The organism is Variovorax sp. GW822-FHT04A09 (genome assembly GCF_058801005.1).
The window spans coordinates 13,723-31,288 of record NZ_JBXAMV010000005.1; the positions used below are offsets into that span (position 1 = coordinate 13,723).

Here is a 17,566-nt window from a genome sequence, read left to right on the forward strand (position 1 = left end):
GTTGCATTGACCGGTCCTGACGCATCTTTGATTATCACCAGCGAACTCGAACAGGCAACATGCTGACTCCCCAACTCGTCGACGCACTGCTCACGCCCATCGGCGAGGCCTCGCCTTGCGGGGACGACCTGGAGTACGACGCGGACTTCATGGCCCTCACGACTGCGGCGCAAGGCAAGGCCGAGCAGCAGTTCGGCGACACCGTGATCCCCGCCGTCGAACCCGACTGGCGCGACGTGGCCGAACGCGCCGATGCGCAGCTGCGCCGCAGCAAGGACGTGCGCGCCGCCGTGCTGCTGCTGCGCGCCGCGACGCGCCTGCAGGGCGTGGCCGGCTTCACGGCGGGCCTGCAATTGCTCACCTCACTGCTCGACACCTTCTGGGACGGCATACATCCAAAGCTGGATGCGGACGACGACAACGACCCCACGATGCGCCTGAACGCGCTCGCGCCGCTGAGCGACGACAGCATGGTGCCGCGCGACCTGTACGACGCCTCGGTGGGCAACGCGCCCGGCGTGGGTCCGATCCGCGTGCGCGACATCGCCATTGCGCACGGCGTGCTCAACGCCGTCGGCGGCGAGGCCTCGTATTCGCCCGCGCAGGTGCATGGCGGGCTCGAGGCCCTGCACGCCGCACACCCCGAACAACTGCAGGCCGCCATCGGCCTTCCCGCGCTGCTCGATCGCCTGCAGAAGCTGCTGGGCGAGCGCACCGGCCGCACCGATGCGGTGGACCTGGGCACGCTGCGCACCGTGTCGCGCGCGGTCGCCAAGGCCTGCACGGCGGCGGCCGGCGCACCGGAAGCATCGGCCGACGAGGGTGCAGCCGAAGGCGGCGACGCCCCGGCCGGCAACGCAGCCCGACCGGCCGCGCCACGCGGCGAGATCCAGAACCGCCAGGACGCGGTGCAGATGCTCGACCGCGTCATCCGCTACCTCGAACAGGCCGAGCCCGGCAACCCCGCGCCGCTCCTGATCGAACGCGCCAAGAAGCTCATCGGCGTGAGCTTCCTGGACATCATGGCCAACCTCGCGCCCAACGCGATGGACACCATCGAGACCGTGACGGGCAAACGCCAGTCCGAATGACCGCCGCCGTTTCCACCCGTCCCCTTTCATTCCCGCAAGGAGCATCGCCATGGCCAAGAGCAGTCAGAAATTCATCGCACGCAACCGCGCGCCCCGGGTCCAGATCGAATACGACGTGGAGCTCTACGGCGCCGAGAAAAAGATCCAGTTGCCCTTCGTGATGGGCGTGCTGGCGGACCTGTCGGGCAAGCCCGCCGACCCGCTCGCGCCCGTGGTCGATCGCAAGTTCCTCGAGTTCGACGTCGACAACTTCGACGCCCGCATGAAGGCCATGAAGCCGCGCGCCGCCTTCGCGGTGGAGAACTCGCTCACCGGCGAGGGCGACCTGAAGGTCGAGCTCACCTTCGACAGCATGGACGACTTCTCGCCCGCCGCCGTGGCCCGCAAGGTGGGCGCGCTCAACAAGCTGCTCGAAGCGCGCACGCAGCTGTCGAACCTCGTGACCTACATGGACGGCAAGGGCGGCGCCGAAGACCTGCTGGCCAAGGTGCTCGAAGACCCGGCCCTGCTGCAGACGCTGGCCGCCAGCAAGAAGCCCGGGGACGGCGAAGCCGCCGCCTGAGCCCGACCCCGATTCCTGACAGACACACACCGGTACACGAGGAGAAACCATCATGGCCGACGCACTCGAGCAGAGCGCACTGAAAGACGTTGCGTACGCGGGAAGCGACTTTTCGTCGCTGCTGCAGAAAGAATTCAAGCCGCGCAGCGACGAAGCCAAGAGCGCCGTCGAAGCCGCCGTGCTCACGCTGGCGCAGCAGGCGCTGAGCAACAGCACCGTCATCGGCAAGGACGTGACCAAGTCGATCCAGGCCATGATCGCCGCGATCGACGCCAAGCTCACCGACCAGGTGAACAAGATCATCCACCACCCCGACTACCAGAAGCTCGAGAGTGCGTGGCGCGGCCTGCACTACATGGTGAACAACACCGAGACCGACGAGAACCTGAAGATCCGGGTGATGGACATCTCCAAGCAGGAGCTGGCCAAGAACCTCAAGAAGTTCAAGGGCGCGGCCTGGGACCAGAGCCCGATGTTCAAGAAGATCTACGAGGAAGAGTACGGCCAGTTCGGCGGCGAGCCCTTCGGCGCGCTGGTGGGCGACTACCACTTCGACCAGAGCCCGCCCGACGTCGAGATGCTCGGCGAGATGGCCAAGATCGCCGCCTCGGCCCACGCGCCCTTCATCACCGGCGCGAGCCCCAACCTCATGCAGATGGAGTCGTGGCAGGAGCTGGCCAACCCGCGCGACCTGACCAAGATCTTCTCCACGCCCGAGTACGCCGGCTGGCGCTCGCTGCGCGAGTCGGACGACTCCAAGTACCTGGGCATGTGCATGCCGCGCTTTCTGGCGCGCACGCCCTACGGCGCCAACACCAACCCGGTGGAAGAGTTCGACTTCGAGGAAGACACCGCCGGCGCCGACCACAGCAAGTACGCCTGGGCCAATGCCGCCTATGCGATGGCGACCAACATCAACCGCTCGTACAAGCTGTACGGCTGGGGTTCGCGCATCCGCGGCATCGAGTCGGGCGGCGCGGTGGAAAACCTGCCGCTGCACACCTTCCCCAGCGACGACGGCGGCGTGGACCAGAAGTGCCCCACCGAGATCGCCATCAGCGACCGGCGCGAAGCCGAACTCTCGAAGGCCGGCCTGCTGTCGATGATCCACCGCAAGAACTCCGACTTCGCCGCGTTCATCGGCGCCCAGTCGCTGAACAAGCCGGCCGAGTACGACGACCCCGACGCCACGGCCAACGCCAACCTGGCGGCGCGCCTGCCTTACCTCTTTGCCTGCAACCGCTTTGCGCACTACCTGAAGTGCATCGTGCGCGACAAGGTCGGCAGCTTCAAGGAGCGCGAGGACATGCAGCGCTGGCTCAACAAATGGATCATGAACTACGTGGACGGCGACCCCGCCAACTCGTCGGAAACCACCAAGGCCCAGAAGCCGCTGGCCGCCGCCGAGGTGATCGTGGAAGAAGTCGAGGGCAACCCGGGCTACTACACGTCCAAGTTCTTCCTGCGCCCGCACTACCAGCTCGAAGGCCTCACGGTCTCGCTGCGGCTGGTGTCCAAGCTGCCGACGGCCAAGGGCGCCGGTTGAAAAAAATCTGCGGATTCTTCTTGAATTCCGGGTTCCGTTTCGTTCTATGAGTAGCTGCCGGGCATCGGAACTTTTCTCCCACCGCCGGCAGCCATTTTTTTCGTTTCGATCATCAACCGCCCGAATGCAATCGGGTTCCAAGGAGTAGGAACATGTCATCTGACTTTCACATCAAGCTCGACGGCGTCAAGGGCGAGTCTTCTCACAAGGACCACAAGGACGAGATCGAGATTTCGTCGTGGTCCTGGAACGTGAGCAACGCATCGGGCGCGGGATCGGGTGGCGGTTCGGGCAAGGGCAAGGCCTCGCCGGGTGAATTCAACTTCACGCACGTCTACGACAAGGCATCGCCCGTGCTCGCCAAGAACTGCGTGAGCGGCAAGCACTTCAAGGACATGGTCATGACCTGCCGCAAGTCGGGCGAAGGTCAGCAGGAGTACCTGAAGGTCACGCTCAAGGAAGTCTTCATCTCCAGCGTGGGCCCCGGCGGCGCACAGGGCGGCGACGTGCACGAGCAGGTGTCCTGCAGCTTCAAGGACATCGAGTTCGCCTACAAGGGCCAGGACGACAAGGGCGCCGGCGGCGGCGAGGTGAAGTTCGGCTGGAACGTGGCCACCACCGAAACCCGCTGACGGGCGACGGACTCGTCAGCCCCGTCCGCCCCTGGCACCCCACGGTGCCGGGGCCGGTCCCTGCCCGTGTCCTCACCGGAGCAATGCCATGGCATTCAGCACCACACTCATCGGTACCAGCGGCAAGCTGCACACGACCTACAACTCCGATTGGTCGGTCGGACGGATCGGCTCCAACACGCGTGAAGACGTGATGCTGGTGCAGGCCCTGTTCAAGATCTTCTACTACGAGCTGCTCGGCTTCAACCACGACTTCGACCCGCCCCCCGGTGCGACCGAGGTGATCGTGGTGGACGGCTACTACGGGCCGGTCACGCAGAAGCACATCACGCACTTCCAGGAACAGGCGATCGCGCGCGGGCGCAAGGTCCTGCCGGACGGCATCTTCGATCCGTTCCGCGAGCCCGGTGCGTCCAGCACGATCAGCAAGACGCGCTACGCGCTCGACCTGCTGAACAACGGCTGTGCCAACAGCTGCGAAGAGCAGAACATCGACAACTACAGCAACCTGCCGAACCGGGAAGACATGCCCGCGTTGCTGCGCAGCGCGCTGAAGAAAGTCAAGAAGAAGGCCAGCAAGTACAGCTGAACAGCCTCAGCGGCCCCAGGCAAAACGCCCATCCATCGGATGGGCGTTTTGCTTGAAGGATGGCGCCACGCTCAGGGGTCTGTCGACGCGACGTTCTCGGGCAGCAGCCGCGTCATGTCGTCGTCGGCGTCCTCGATCACCCACAGCGTGAGCGCCGTGTAGTTGTCGTGGCCCGGCTTGGCGTTGGCCTTGATCTGCGCGTCGAGCAGCTCGGTCCACTGGCTGGGCGTGCGCGATGCGTGCAGCGTGTCGACCAGGCACTCGTCGCCCAGCGGCTCCCACACGCCGTCGCTGCACAGGAGCAGCACGTCGCCTGGCAGCAGGCGCATGCGGTCGGACACCGCGATGTCGGGCGCCTCCTCGATCGAGCCCAGTGCCGACAGCAGCATGTTGCGCTGCGGATGCAGGCGCGCGCCCTCCTCGTCGAGCATGCCGCCCGCGACCATCTGCTGCACCAGGCTGTGGTCGGTGGTGCGCGCCACGATGGCGCCGCCGCGGAACAGGTAGGCGCGGCTGTCGCCGCTGTGCACCCAGGCCAACACCTCGCGCTCCAGGTCGATCACCGCGAACACCACCGTGGAGCGCATGCCGGCGAGCTTGCCGCCTTCGGCCTGGCGCGCCACCACGTCCAGGTTGGCACGCTCGATCAGCGCGCGCAGCGCGGCCTCGTCCAGCGAGGGCGCCCCCGAGAAGCCGCCGAGCACGCTGGCGCGCACCGTGGCCGCCGCCACGTCGCCGCCGCCGTGGCCGCCCGCGCCGTCGGCCACCAGGCAGGCGACGTAGCGCTCGTCGTGCCAGTGGCCGTGCACGTCCTCGTTGTAGGTGCGCCCGCCCTGCCGGGAGAGCGTGACGATTTCGATTTCCAAGCGGGGTGCCTCGCGAGTGCTGGGGGTTGTTCTGGTTTTCTTCTGGTTCAGGCGTCGGACTTCAGGCGCGCCATCTGCTCTTCGTAGGCCGCGAGGAAGGCCTTGCCGAAGAGGCTGTGGAAGTCGTCCTCGGCCTCGCTCGCGATGCCGCCGTACAGCGCCACGAACTGGTCCCAGAGCTTGGCCTTGCGGTTGGCGGCAAAGAGCGCGTCGAGCGCGGTCTTCGCGCTGATCTTCTTCTCGAGCTCGGCCGGCTCGAAGCGCCCGATGACATGGGCCAGCGCCGCGCGCATGCCCACCATCACGCCGAACTGGTGCGCGCGCAGGTCGTCGAAGGCGTCGCGCATCGCGGCCTCGGGCGGCATGAAGCCGCGCACGCCGGGGCCCAGCAAATGCGCCAGCGCGACCTCGACCGTGGGCGAGAACTTCAGCGGGTTGTTGGCCTGCGACGCGATCATCGTGACCTCGGCGCGCACCTCGCGCTTGAACTCCTGGCGCGTGAGCAGCAGCTGCAGCGTGCCCTCGGTGGCGGTGCGCAGCATCGAGCCGATGCGCTCCATGAGGCCGGGCGTGAGCATCTCGGGCGGCTGATGCGTGCTGGCCAGGCCGCGCAGGAAGGCGGCGAGCAGTTCGTCGTCGGAGGCAGTACGCGTGGGCGAGGCTGCCGCGGGCGCCGGCGGCGGCGGCGCGACGTGCACGGGCGGCGGCGGTGGCGGAGGGGGCGGCGGCTCGGCGACGCGGCCGGCGTTCTCGGGCCCGCTGATGCGAATCGGCTGCCCGGTCACGTCGTCGAACTTCGCAAGCGGGGCCACGGGCGCAGGCGCAGGCGCAGGGGGCGGCGGCGGCGGTGGTGGCGTGATGGCCTTCGGCGGCTCGAAGCCGAACTGGTCGATCGGCAGATGATCGGAACGCGGCACCGGCGTGGCGGGCGCGGCGCGTTGCAGTGCGGCCAGCGGGTCGGCGTCCGACGCGGTGTTGGGCTGCAGCAGCGGATCGGCCAGCGGCGACAGCGCGAGCGGATCGCCGCCGATGCCGCCGGCGCCCGGCGAACCGCCGAAGAGGTCGTCGATGCTCGCGGCCTTGCCGTGCGCGGGCGGCGCGCCCAGGTCGGAAAAATCGTCGAGCGCGCCGAGCCCCGCAGAGGGTGTGGCCGACGGCGTGGGGCCCAGCAGGTTCGCGAACGGGTCGACCTGGTCGGCCTGCGCATTGCGCGAGCCGCTGGCCATCGGGTCGAGAAAGAGCAGCGACTCGGCGGGCGCGGCAGCGGCGCGGGCTGCAGCAGGCGCCGGGGCGGGAGCGGGCGGCGATCCCAGTCCCGCGAGCAGGTCGGCGAACGGATCGTCGCTGCTGGCGGCAGGCGCGGCGGCCGGCGCCGACATCACGGTGTTGGGGATGACCGGTGCACGTGGCGCCGCCGCAGCGGCCATCACACGCACCGAGAGTTCGAAGCTCCCGATGACGAGCCGCGCGCCGTCGGTCAGCGCCGCTTCCTTGCCCGCGCCCAGCGACACGCCATTGCATTGCATCGCGTTGCTGCCGCGGTCGACGATGAAGTACTGCCCGTCGCGGCACAGCACCTGCGCATGCACGCGCGAGACGGTGCGGTCGGGGTCGTCGAGCACCAGCGTGTTGGTGTCGGCACGCCCGATCGTGCCCCCGCTGGGACCGAAATCGGCGGCAATGGCCGGCCCTGCCGGGGCGCCTTGCCGTGTGATGACAGCGATATGGATCATGAGTCGGCCCCCGGGGCGGTTACGCCCGAACACGGCCCGCGCGTGCGCGGGCGAAGTCCAAAGGAGTATTCATTCCGGGGGGCGGGTTGGCAATCTCGCCGGAAGAGGTATGCCGTAGCGGCGCGGTGATGCCAAGGTGCGCACGGCATGCACCTCAGGGCGCCAGCAGGAGCACCAGCGTCTGGCTCGGCACCGTGCGCACGCCGGGGCAGTTGGTGCTGTTCTGCAGCGAGGTGCTGGTCAGGCGCGTGGCGGGCATGCTGTTCAGCAGCACCGTGAAGGCGCCTGTCAGATGGCGGCTGGGCCCCATGACCGTGCCGGACGCCACCCCCAGCAACACGCCCGGGTTGTCGCCGTTGGTCATGGGAATGACCGTGCCGAGGTTGTGGGCCGGCGTGCACATGAACAGGATCGTTGGGCAGTTCGGAATGGCCATCGGCCCCATCGCGATGTTCGGATAGGGCACCGGGATCGGCGAGGGCGCGGCGGGCGTGATGCAGACATCGGGAAACCCCATGTCCGTTCCCATCATCTGGCAGTTGGCGAACATGGTGCTGCCTCAGCCAAAGTGGATTTGCGCGCCGCGCGTCTTCACCAGCTTAGCGCCGTTGATCAGCGCATGCTCGCCGCGCAGGTGCAGCAGCTCGGTTGCATCGCATTCGATGTGGGCCGCATTCACGCGGTCCAGCCCCTTGGTCGTGCGCAGGTAGTGCTGGCTGAAGTGGTTGACGCGGTCCACCACCGTGCTCAGCAGGCTGCCCACGAGCTTGACCGTGCCGGCGATCATGCGCACCCGTTCGCCGATGAACTCGGTCGAATCGAGCGACACGGTGGCGGTGGCGGCGCGCACGCCCAGGCGGTGCGACGCCAGGTGCAGTTGATCGGCCTCGAGCGCGAGCTGTCCGCCCTCCACCACGAGCCGCGTGTCGCCGCTGCACCGGAGCACGCGCTCCTGCGTGCCGGCGCAGCGCTCCAGCACCGAGAGCACCCAGATGTCGCCCGGTGCCGTGCCGAAGCACAGCACGGTGTCGCCGGCCGCCGGCACCAGCAGGCAGCCCGCGGCCGTTCGCACGGCCGCGACCTGCGCGCCCTGCCGGACACACAGCGTGCCGTTGCGTCCCGCCTCCAGCAGCGCGGTCCAGCAACGCTCGGGGGGTCCCGCGGGCGGCGCCGGGTCGGCGTCGATCGGCCTGGCGCTGCGCGGCGCGGCGGTGGCGCGGCGGACGGGGTGGTGGGCGGTGGTTTTCATGGCAGGGCTTCCAATGGAAAGAAGGGGCATCGGCCGGTGGCGCCTCAGGCCGACAGGGGGCGCCAGTCTTCGGCCTGGGCCAACTCGGGATCGGTTTCGATCGCGCGGGAGCGGTCCTCGATCTGCGCCTCGTCGGTCAGGGCCCGGTGCAGGCAGGTGCGCGCGAGGGTCGCACCGCGCAGGTCGGCCTGGTGCAGGTGCGCGTGGCGCAGGTCGGCGTACGTGAGGTCCGCGCCGTTGAAGCGCGCCCGGTCCAGCACGGCGCCGGCAAAATGCGCCTGGTGCAGGCGCGCGCCGCTGAAGTTCGCCTGCGGCAGCTTGGCGCCGGTGAACAGTGCCTGCGCCAGCACGGCACTGGAGAAATCGACGCCGGCTCCTTGGGCTTCGCAGAAAAGGGCCAGGGGCGCGTCGATGCGGTCGAAGCGCGCCTCGTCGAGCGTGGCGCCCTGGAAGTTGCACTGGCGCAGCGGCGCCCCGCTGAACTGGGCACCGCGCAGGTCGGCGTTCGCGAACTGGCAGCTCTCGAGCGCGACGCCGTCGAAAGACACGCCGGCCAGCTGCGTGGTGGAGAACGCCACGCGCAGCAGGTGGGCGCCGCGCCACGCCACATGGCGCAGATCGCAGCCGGCCACGGTCACGTGCGTCCAGCGCGTCGATTCGGCCCCCAGGTCGATCAGGCTGCTCTCGGTCAGCACGCAGGCGTCCAGCAGCGCACCGCGCAACATCGCGTGATCGAGGCGGGTCTTGGTGCAGGCGAGCATGCTCAGGTCGGCATCCGACAGGTTCGCATGCGGCGCCTGGCATTCGCTGAACACGGCCGCGTGCAGGCCGGCTCCGTGCAGGTCGACGTGGTCCATCAGGCACTGGTTGAACACGGCGCGCTGCAGCCGCGCCCCGTCCAGCAGCGCGCCGCGCAGGTCGCACTGGTTGAACACGACCTCGCGCAGATCGGCCCCGCGCAGATCGGCCTTGGCGAAGTTCACCCGGTCGAACAGCCCCCCCGCCAGCTGTGCATTCGAGAAATGACCGCCCGACAGGTCGAGCCCGGCAATCGACTCGCCGAGCAGCACGGCCAGGGTCAGCGTGGTGGTGTTCATCATGGCGCCGTCCTCCTCATGCGCCTGTGGCCTGCTGCTCGGGCGTGAGCCGCGGCCATGTGCGCGCGCGCTGCAGCAGGGCCCCATCGAAGCGCACGTCGCCGTCGAGCCGGGCGCGCGACAGGTCGGCAGCGAACAGGTTGCTATTGCGCAAGTCGCAGCCGCGCAGGTCGGCGTGCTGCAGGATCGCCTCGCTGAAGTTCACGCCCGCCAGCCTGGCGCCCCGCAGCACGGTCCGGCGCAGCAACGCGCCCTTGGCCGAAGCCAGCCGCCAGTCGCTGTCGGGCAGCCGGGCCTCGCACAGGTTGGCGCCGTCGAGCACGCTGCCGAGCATCCGCGCGCGCGACATGTCCGCAGCGCCGAAGTTGGCACCCTGCATCCGCGCCCCGGAAAAATCCGCGTCGACCAGGTCGCAGTGCTGGGCGAACACCATGCCCATGCCGCGTGCACCGCCGAAGCGGGCCCCCGTCAGCTTGCAGGTGATCAGGTTGGCCTGGGCCAGGTGGGCTTCGCGGAAGTCGACCTCCGTGAGGTCGCATTCGACGAACTGGCAGCCCACGAGATCGGCCTCGGCGAGCGAGAGACCCGGCAGCGACAGCCGGTAGAAAAGCTGCTCGGGCGCCTGCAGCCCGTGCGCATCGGTGCCGTCCCAGCGCGTGCCGATCAGCATGGCGCCCTTCATCTTGGCGCGTCGCAGCGAGAGGCCCCCCAGGTCGGCATGCGACAGCTGCGTCGCGCTGAAATCGGCCTCGTCGAACACCGCGCCTTGCCAGCGCGTGCAACCCAGGTTGGCGCCCTGAAGGATGGCCCGGATGCCGATCGCGCCGTCGAGGTTCGCATGCGCCAGAACCGCCGCCGTGAAGTTCGCGCCCGACACGTTGGCTTTTCCGAAGTCCACGCTCTCGAGCCACGCGCCGGCGAAGTTGACATAGCGCAGGTCCAGCCCCGAGAAGTCGGCGCCGGTGAAGTCCATGCCGCCGAAGAACCGCAGTCCGCCGGCCAGTGCCTGCTTCATGCCGTCCTTCAGTGTCTGGGCCTGCGCCGCCTGCATCGCGGGTGCGGGCTGCTGCGCGTGTGCGCCCTGCAGATAGCCAAGCCGCTCCATCGCTTCCTGCTGCAGCAACTGGCCATGCACGCCCGCGAGGTCGAACGCACCGGTCGCGCCGGCGTTCGCGCCCTGGAGCTGCGCCAGCGCCACGTCTGCATTGAAGAGCGGCGGCCCCCGATGCTCGATGGGCTTCATGGCCGGGTTCGCCTTGCGCGCCGCCACCGCCTGCTCGAGGGCATCGAGCGCATCGTCGACAGCCGCCAGCTTCTGCGCTTCGGCCTCCTGCAGCTTCTGCTTCAGGTGGGCCACGCGCTGCGCCGGCGCTGGGGGCGCTTCGCGCGGCGGCATGACGATGCCCATGGCATCCGGGTCACGGCCGCTGGCGCGCACCTCTTCCCGCGCGAGGGCCACGTCGATCTCGGCGCGGCGGTACTGCGCCTGCGCCTGCAGGCCCTGGCTCGCGAAGGCCTCGGCGGCCCGCTCGGCCTCGGGGTCCACCGCGTCCAGCCCCTCGGGCAGCAGGTCGCTGTCGTCCAGGCATTCGACCCCGCCCCATCGCGGGTCGGCGCGTCGCGCCAGCGCATCGAGGTAGTGGGTGTCGGGCCGCGACGCATCGACGCGCTCGACGGCGCCGAGCAGCCCGTGCACGTCGGAGCCGTCGTCGGTGGCCACCTCGGCCAGCCCCTGGAACAGCAGCAGCGCCCGCTCGGCGTGCGGAAAGAACCAGACCGTCGTCAGGCGCAGCGGCACTTCGCGCAGGCGCGGCTCGGCGGCGCCGACGGCGCGGTAGTCGGCGAACACACGCGCACGCAGGCCGGGCAGCCGGCCTTCGAGCCGCGGCTTCTGCGGATGCATGTGATCGAACTGGAAAGGCTCGTCGCCGCGCAACGGGGCGTCGAACCACTGGTCCTCGGGGGCGAGATTGAAATAGCGCCAGTCCAGGTCGGGCGCGAAGCCCGGCGCATGCGCCTTGAGGTAGTCCGCGTCGTAGGTGCCGCGAAAACGCGCGCGCTCCGGATGCATCGGCCCCCGCAGGCCGAAGCCGGCGGGCGCCACGGGCTGTGCCGGATCGCGCAGGGGCTGGTCGGGCCGCTCGATGTTGGGCAGCCGATGGAACCCGCCTTCGGGCGCCGCGCCGATGCCCTCGGGGTTGGCCGGCACCGCGGCGCCCCCGTAGGCATGCGTGGCGTCGATGGGCATCGCGTCGAACGGCAGCGGCGCACTGGCCTTCGTGCCCTCCCAGTGGCGATCGCCGAAGACGAGCAGGGTCTTGCTGCGGCTGCCCAGCCGTGCGCGCACCGCGCAGGCGCTCGGGCTTTCAGCGGGAGGAAAGGCCTGGCCGTGCACCAGGAACTCGGACGTGAGCTTGGCCACGCCCTCATCGACCAGCGGCACCGCCATCTCGCGTCCGATGAAGTTCCAGGCCGACTGCTCTCCCCACAACGTGCCGCCCTCGGCCTGCTCGAAAGGCACGTGCAGCATGGCCGTCACGCACAGGCCGAAGCGCTTGCGGTACTCGATCGGCCGGGTGCTCAGGCAGACGGCCTGCGGTTTGACGACTTGCATGGTGGTTTGCGCGCTGGCTTTCTTCCCGATCAGCCGTTGGGATTGCCGGCGTCGTCGCGGCTGAGCAGCGCGTTGGCGCCGCGCTCGCTGCCCACGGCGTCGACGCGGGGGATCATGCCCAGCAGTGCCAGCACCGCGCCGCCGGCGCCCGCCGTCAGGATCGTGGCGGCGCCGTCGGCGACATTGGTGCTCACCAGGTTGCGCATGCGCTCCAGCCGTCCGCGCATGCCGGGGATGTTGTCGATGTCGCTGCTAGAGAGAATTTCGTTCAGCATCTTCCTCGCGTCGCCGTACTGCGAGCCCAGGGACGCCGCACCGCTGATCATCGAGACGGCGCCGTACCCGAGGCCCGCGAGCGCCCCCGCCGTACCGGCGGTTGCCATGGGGCCCGTTGCGGCGGTTCCCGCCCCGGCCCCGGCGCCCGGCATGATCGAATGCAGAGGGGCCTGCCGCACCGAAGTGCCGTCGCGCTGGATCTTGAGTCCGGCCACCGATTCCATGCTGATGGCCAGCGTGTTGTCGATCTTCAAGCCGAGGAAGTTCGACATTGCGATGCCCAGCGCGTTGTCCATGCTCAGCCCCATGAAGGTCGAGCGGGCGACGCCGAGATTGAAGTCGGTGTTGTTGCCGATGTAGCCGCTCGTGTTGGGGCCGAGCACCGTGGTGTTGGACCCCACCGACACGGTGTTGATGTTGCCGATGGCCACCATGTTGAGCTCGGTGTTGCTCACCAGCGTGTACTTCTGGAACGCCGCGGCATACGGTGCGGCATTGGCGTCGATCTTCATCGAATTGCCGCCGGTCACCTTGAACTCCATGTGCCCTGCCTCGAAAAGCATGATCGGGGCCTTGTACTTCACCCCGCCCTTCACCGTGATGGTCTGCGTGCCCGTGACCGTCCGCGTCTCGTTGCCGCCCGTGATGTCGGTGCGGTTGCCGTCGGACTGGATCTTGTGATGGCCTTTCACCAGCAACGCATGGTCGATGTCGACATTCGTGGTCTGGTAGCCCACCACGTGGTTGTCCTGGTTCTTGCCGACCGTGAGCTTCTGGAACTTCTGGATGATCGTGGTGTCGTTGTTCTCTACCGTCGTCTTGCGGTCCCGCACGACCGTGGAGGTCTGGTCGCGCTTCACGGTCACGGTCTGGTCGCGGTCCACCGTGGTGGAGTCGTCCAGCTCCACGCTGCGGCTCATGTTCTTCTCGGCGTGGATGTTGATGTTCTCCTCGCCCTTCTTGTCCTCGAACATGATCTCGTTGTAGTTGTTCACGCCGCCGCCCGGCGTGGACCGGGTCCGGAAACCGCTCTGCGTGGGCGACTTGTACGGAATGGGCTGGTCGTCGTTGTAGACCCGGCCCACGATCACCGGGCGGTCGGGGTCGCCGTTGAGGAAGTCGACGATCACCTCCTGGCCGATGCGCGGCGCGAAGTAGCCGCCCCAGCCCTTGCCGCCCCAGGGTTGCGACACGCGCACCCAGCAGGTCGACTTCTCGTTGCTCTCGTCGTAGCGGTCCCAGTGAAAGTGCACCTTCACGCGGCCGTGGTCGTCCACGTGCAGCTCGTCGCCCTTGGGGCCGACCACGATCGCCGTCTGCGGGCCGGGCATGGTCACGCGCGGCGTGAGGCGCGGCGCGCGGAACGGCCGGTCGACCGGCATCACGGTGAGCAGGAAGAGGCTGCTGCCGGTCTGCGCGGCGGCCAGCGCGGGCGTGGCGGCGATCAGCTCTTCCAGCACCGGCAGGGTGTCGGCGTTCACGGCGTCGTCGCGCAGCACCTCGGCCAGCGCGCGCTGCACGGGCTGGGCCGGCGCGCTGGCGCTCACGCCCTCGTAGCCGCGGTGGCTGGCGATGAAGGTGCAGGCGGCGATCACGTAGTCGCCGTTGCGCGTTCCGTCGGGGTCGTCCTCGAACTTGAAGCTGCGCCCGGCCGCGACGTCGGGCCACGGCGTGAGCGCCCAGTGGCGGTCGCGGCGCGCGTTGAGTTCGTCACCGCGCAGCTTGGCGCGCGTCTCGGCGTCGTCGCCACTGAAGTAGCCGCCGGGAAACTCGAACATCTCGAACTCGGCGAGCTCGTGCTGGTCGGAGCTGTCGATGTCGGCGCCCAGCTTCTTCTTGATGGCCTTGAAGTCGCTGTCGCGCGACGAATGCTTGCCGGTGTCGAACTGCCGCGCGCTGACCCAGCGCGAGATCTCGTTGAAGCGCGGCTCGGCCGCGTGGACCGCCATGTGGCGCAGCGTGTCGGTCGCGGGCAGCTTGTCGTGCGCCATGTCGCTGGCGTCCGACAGGTGCATGGTGCCGGGTGCGTCGTGCGCGTCGAACCAGTAGTAGATGCCCTCATCCTCCAGCAGGCGCGACAGGAACTGGTAGTCGCTCTCCTGGTGCTGCACGCAGTAGCGGCGCGGGTTGTGCGTGCCGATGACGTTGGTGGCCTTGGTCTTCTTGAAGCGCTTGATCGGGCTGTCCTCGAACACCGCGTCGAGCACCTCGAGCACCTTCTTTTCCTGGTGGATGCGCGAGTTGGCGCGCTTGGTGAGCAGCCAGAACCACGAGCGCAGCGCGATGCGGTACTCGTAGTGCCGCCCGATGTGGCCCGCGCGCACGAAGCGCACCGCATGGCCCTGGCAATGCCGCTCGTGCGCACCGCCGTCGGCGTCCTTGAACTCGATGACCACGTCGAAGGCGTGGCCCAGGATGTCCTTGGCGGCGAGGTCCTTGTTCTTGGACAGCACGGTGAGCTCGTAGGCCGCGGGGCGCGCCAGCGCCTCGTGCCCGACGATGCGCCAGAACATCAGGTCGTCCTTGGCGGGCGAATCGCTCTCGATGCGGAACTCGTGGTCGGCCATCTTGGGTCTCTCGGAAGTGGGGCGTCGCGCTGCGGGGGGTCAGTCGAACGCGTAAGTGAAGTCGGCGTCCTTCACGTCGAGCGCCACGCGGCGGATCTCGCCGCCCGAGGCCAGGCGTTGCAGGTACTCGACCGAAATGGTGGGCAGCACGGTGTTGGTGAGGATCGCGTCGATCACGCGCCCGCCCGACTCCGGGTCCTGGCAGCGCGCGACCACCTGCTCGATCACCGCCTCGGTGTATTCGAAGGGCACGCCGTGGTTGGTTTCCACGCGCTTCTTGATGCGGCCCAGCTGCAGCCGCACGATCTTCTTCATCATCTCGGGCGACAGCGGGTAGTAGGGAATGGTGACGATGCGGCCCAAGAGCGCGGGCGGGAACACCTTCATGAGCGGCGCCTTCAGCGCATCGGCCAGCGCATTCGAATCAGGCAGCAGCTCAGGGTCGCGGCACATGCTCATCACGAGCTCGCTGCCGGCGTTGGTGGTCAGCAGGATGATCGTGTTCTTGAAATCGATCATGCGGCCCTCCCCGTCTTCCATCCAGCCCTTGTCGAAGACCTGGAAGAAGATCTCGTGCACGTCGGGGTGGGCCTTTTCCACTTCGTCGAGCAGCACCACGCTGTAGGGACGGCGGCGCACGGCCTCGGTCAGGATGCCGCCCTCGCCGTAGCCCACGTAGCCCGGAGGCGCACCCTTGAGCGTGGAGACGGTGTGCGCCTCCTGGAACTCGCTCATGTTGATGGTGATGATGTTCTGCTCGCCGCCGTACAGCGCCTCGGCCAGCGCCAGCGCGGTCTCGGTCTTGCCCACGCCCGAGGTGCCGCAGAGCATGAAGACGCCGATGGGCTTTTGCGGGTTGTCCAGCCGTGCGCGCGAGGTCTGGATGCGGCGCGCGATCATCTCCAGGCCGTGCTTCTGGCCGATGACGCGCTGGTTGAGCGTGTCGGCGAGCTTGAGCACCGCCTCCACTTCGTTCTTGACCATGCGGCCGACGGGAATTCCGGTCCAGTCGGCGACCACCGAGGCCACGGCCTGCTCGTCGACCGAGGGCAGGATCAGCGGCGACTCGCCCTGCACCGCGTGGATCTTCGTCTGCAGTTCGTGCAGCTCGGCCAGCAGCGTGGCGCGGTCGGGGCCGGCCTCGGCGGCGGGCTCACCGGCCGCCGGTTCGTCGACCGGCTTGTTGCCCGCGCGCAGCTTGCTGCGCAACTCGAGCAGGCGATCGACCAGCCCCTTCTCTTCCTGCCAGCGCGCATTCAGCGCTTCGAGCTGCACCTTCGATTCGGCCAGCAGCGTGGCCACGAGCGCAGCGCGCTTGGTCACGTCGATGCCGATGGCTTCTTCGCGGCCGATGATCTCCTGCTCGACCGTGAGGCCTTCGATGCGGCGCATGCAGTCTTCGACCTCGGGCGGCGTCGCGTGCTGCGACACGGCCACGCGCGCGCAGGCGGTGTCGAGCAGGCTCACGGCCTTGTCGGGCAGCTGGCGCGCGGGAATGTAGCGGTGCGACAGCTTCACCGCCGCCTCGATCGCCTCGTCGAGCAGCTGCACGCGGTGGTGCTTCTCGAGCACGCTGGCCACGCCGCGCAGCATCAGGATGGCCTTGGTCTCGTCGGGCTCGGGCACCTGCACGACCTGGAAGCGCCGCGTGAGCGCCGGGTCTTTCTCGATGTACTTCTTGTACTCGGCCCAGGTGGTGGCGCCGATGGTGCGCAGGTTGCCGCGCGCGAGCGCCGGCTTGAGCAGGTTGGCCGCATCGCCGGTGCCGGCCGCGCCGCCCGCACCGACCAGCGTGTGGATCTCGTCGATGAACAGAATGATCGGCGTGGGCGAGCTCTGCACCTCGTCGATCACCTGGCGCAGGCGCTGCTCGAACTCGCCCTTCATGCTCGCGCCCGCCTGCAACAGGCCGATGTCGAGCGTGAGCAGCTTCACGTCCTTCAGCTGCGGCGGCACGTCGCCGCGCGCCAGGCGCTGCGCGAAGCCTTCCACCACCGCGGTCTTGCCCACACCCGCCTCACCCGTCAGCAGCGGGTTGTTCTGGCGGCGGCGCATGAGGATGTCGACGATCTGGCGGATTTCCTCGTCCCGCCCGGTCACCGGATCCATCTCTCCCTTCTTGGCTTTCTCCGTGAGGTCGACAGCAAATTTCTTGAGGGCATCGCCCTTGCCCATGGCGGCCGGCGCCATGGCGCCCGAGTCTTCGCCGGGTGCACCGCTGCCCATGCCGGTGCCGTCCTGGGCGCGCATCTGCGCTTCGGGCGAGGCGTCGCAAATCTTCGGAAAGTTGTCGGCCAGGTCTTCGACCTTGATCTTCTCGAACTGCTTCGACAAGCCGAACAGCGGGTTGCGCAGGCTCTGCGTCTTGAGCATGCCCACCAGGATGTAGCCGGTGCGCACCTGCGCCTCGCCGAACTGCAGCGTGGCGTAGGTCCAGGCGCGTTCGATGGCGTTCTCGATGTGCGGCGAAAAGTCGCTGATGGCGGTGGCGCCGCGTGGCAGGCGGTCGAGCGCGGCCGTCATGTCCTTGGCGATCACCGACACATCGAGGCCGTAGTGCTGGATCACGCGGTGCAGGTCGGAGTCCTGCGCCTGCAGCAGCTGGGCGAACCAGTGCTCCAGCTCCACGTACGGATTGCCCCGCATCTTGCAGAAGACGGTGGCGCCCTCGATGGCCTTGTAGGCCAGCGAGTTGAGTTTGCCGAAGAGGGCGGTGCGGCTGATTTCACTCATGGAGGACTCCG

Annotated in this window: 13 protein-coding genes; 5 read left to right on the forward strand and 8 right to left on the reverse strand. The window is 68.5% G+C overall.

All coding sequences use genetic code 11. From position 1 onward, the window contains the following. The first annotated feature begins 59 nt into the window (after positions 1-59). From tssA to AC1RLW_RS23555, 5 genes are all read left to right on the forward strand, one after another. Positions 60-1,091, forward strand: a complete 1,032-nt coding sequence (tssA, locus tag AC1RLW_RS23535; RefSeq protein ID WP_369644883.1) for a type VI secretion system protein TssA — start codon at positions 60-62, stop codon at positions 1,089-1,091. 49 nt (positions 1,092-1,140) lie between these two features. Then, positions 1,141-1,653, forward strand: coding sequence for a type VI secretion system contractile sheath small subunit (gene tssB / locus AC1RLW_RS23540; protein ID WP_062482197.1), 513 nt, complete (start codon positions 1,141-1,143; stop codon positions 1,651-1,653). Positions 1,654-1,705: 52 nt separating this feature from the next. After that, positions 1,706-3,199 carry a type VI secretion system contractile sheath large subunit gene (tssC, locus tag AC1RLW_RS23545; protein WP_062482199.1) on the forward strand — a complete coding sequence of 498 codons (1,494 nt, stop codon included), beginning with the start codon at positions 1,706-1,708 and terminating at the stop codon, positions 3,197-3,199. Between the two features lie 152 nt (positions 3,200-3,351). After that, the gene (locus tag AC1RLW_RS23550) at positions 3,352-3,831 is read left to right on the forward strand and encodes an Hcp family type VI secretion system effector (protein WP_095743412.1); all 480 of its coding nucleotides are present in this window, start codon (positions 3,352-3,354) and stop codon (positions 3,829-3,831) included. An 88-nt stretch (positions 3,832-3,919) separates the two neighbouring features. Next, a complete protein-coding gene (locus tag AC1RLW_RS23555) occupies positions 3,920-4,420 on the forward strand; it encodes a peptidoglycan-binding domain-containing protein (protein WP_062482201.1) in 501 nt (166 codons plus the stop codon). A gap of 71 nt (positions 4,421-4,491) precedes the next feature. Here the strand turns inward: AC1RLW_RS23555 and AC1RLW_RS23560 are convergent, their stop codons facing one another. The 8 genes from AC1RLW_RS23560 to tssH all read right to left on the reverse strand — a co-directional run bounded on the left by AC1RLW_RS23560 (position 4,492) and on the right by tssH (position 17,555). Continuing rightward, a complete protein-coding gene (locus AC1RLW_RS23560) occupies positions 4,492-5,286 on the reverse strand; it encodes a PP2C family protein-serine/threonine phosphatase (protein ID WP_056584571.1) in 795 nt (264 codons plus the stop codon). A gap of 47 nt (positions 5,287-5,333) precedes the next feature. Further along, positions 5,334-7,019, reverse strand: a complete 1,686-nt coding sequence (gene tagH, locus AC1RLW_RS23565) for a type VI secretion system-associated FHA domain protein TagH (protein WP_493195367.1) — start codon at positions 7,017-7,019, stop codon at positions 5,334-5,336. A gap of 154 nt (positions 7,020-7,173) precedes the next feature. Then, on the reverse strand, positions 7,174-7,569 hold the full coding sequence (locus AC1RLW_RS23570) for a DUF4150 domain-containing protein (protein ID WP_056584565.1): 396 nt from the start codon (positions 7,567-7,569) through the stop codon (positions 7,174-7,176). 9 nt (positions 7,570-7,578) lie between these two features. Beyond that, positions 7,579-8,268: a DUF3540 domain-containing protein gene (locus tag AC1RLW_RS23575; protein ID WP_180838813.1), complete on the reverse strand. Its 690-nt coding sequence runs from the start codon at positions 8,266-8,268 to the stop codon at positions 7,579-7,581. A gap of 44 nt (positions 8,269-8,312) precedes the next feature. Then, positions 8,313-9,368 (reverse strand): pentapeptide repeat-containing protein, encoded by a 1,056-nt coding sequence (locus tag AC1RLW_RS23580; protein ID WP_493195371.1) that lies wholly within the window; start codon positions 9,366-9,368, stop codon positions 8,313-8,315. A gap of 13 nt (positions 9,369-9,381) precedes the next feature. Then, positions 9,382-11,979, reverse strand: coding sequence for a DUF2169 family type VI secretion system accessory protein (locus tag AC1RLW_RS23585; protein ID WP_493195373.1), 2,598 nt, complete (start codon positions 11,977-11,979; stop codon positions 9,382-9,384). A 29-nt stretch (positions 11,980-12,008) separates the two neighbouring features. Then, entirely contained in the window at positions 12,009-14,822 is a 2,814-nt protein-coding gene (locus tag AC1RLW_RS23590) for a type VI secretion system Vgr family protein (protein WP_493195375.1), read from the reverse strand. Between the two features lie 39 nt (positions 14,823-14,861). Continuing rightward, on the reverse strand, positions 14,862-17,555 hold the full coding sequence (gene tssH, locus AC1RLW_RS23595; protein ID WP_062481204.1) for a type VI secretion system ATPase TssH: 2,694 nt from the start codon (positions 17,553-17,555) through the stop codon (positions 14,862-14,864). Positions 17,556-17,566: the final 11 nt, after the last annotated feature.

Bases quoted from the DNA above. Each gene is read 5' to 3' on its own strand.
- tssC (WP_062482199.1), top strand. From the start codon at position 1,706: ATGGCCGACGCACTCGAGCAGAGCGCACTGAAAGACGTTGCGTACGCG.
- AC1RLW_RS23585 (WP_493195373.1), bottom strand. From the start codon at position 11,979: ATGCAAGTCGTCAAACCGCAGGCCGTCTGCCTGAGCACCCGGCCGATC.
- AC1RLW_RS23575 (WP_180838813.1), bottom strand. From the start codon at position 8,268: ATGAAAACCACCGCCCACCACCCCGTCCGCCGCGCCACCGCCGCGCCG.
- tssB (WP_062482197.1), top strand. From the start codon at position 1,141: ATGGCCAAGAGCAGTCAGAAATTCATCGCACGCAACCGCGCGCCCCGG.
- tssA (WP_369644883.1), top strand. From the start codon at position 60: ATGCTGACTCCCCAACTCGTCGACGCACTGCTCACGCCCATCGGCGAG.
- AC1RLW_RS23555 (WP_062482201.1), top strand. From the start codon at position 3,920: ATGGCATTCAGCACCACACTCATCGGTACCAGCGGCAAGCTGCACACG.
- AC1RLW_RS23570 (WP_056584565.1), bottom strand. From the start codon at position 7,569: ATGTTCGCCAACTGCCAGATGATGGGAACGGACATGGGGTTTCCCGAT.
- tssH (WP_062481204.1), bottom strand. From the start codon at position 17,555: ATGAGTGAAATCAGCCGCACCGCCCTCTTCGGCAAACTCAACTCGCTG.
- AC1RLW_RS23590 (WP_493195375.1), bottom strand. From the start codon at position 14,822: ATGGCCGACCACGAGTTCCGCATCGAGAGCGATTCGCCCGCCAAGGAC.
- tagH (WP_493195367.1), bottom strand. From the start codon at position 7,019: ATGATCCATATCGCTGTCATCACACGGCAAGGCGCCCCGGCAGGGCCG.
- AC1RLW_RS23550 (WP_095743412.1), top strand. From the start codon at position 3,352: ATGTCATCTGACTTTCACATCAAGCTCGACGGCGTCAAGGGCGAGTCT.
- AC1RLW_RS23580 (WP_493195371.1), bottom strand. From the start codon at position 9,368: ATGATGAACACCACCACGCTGACCCTGGCCGTGCTGCTCGGCGAGTCG.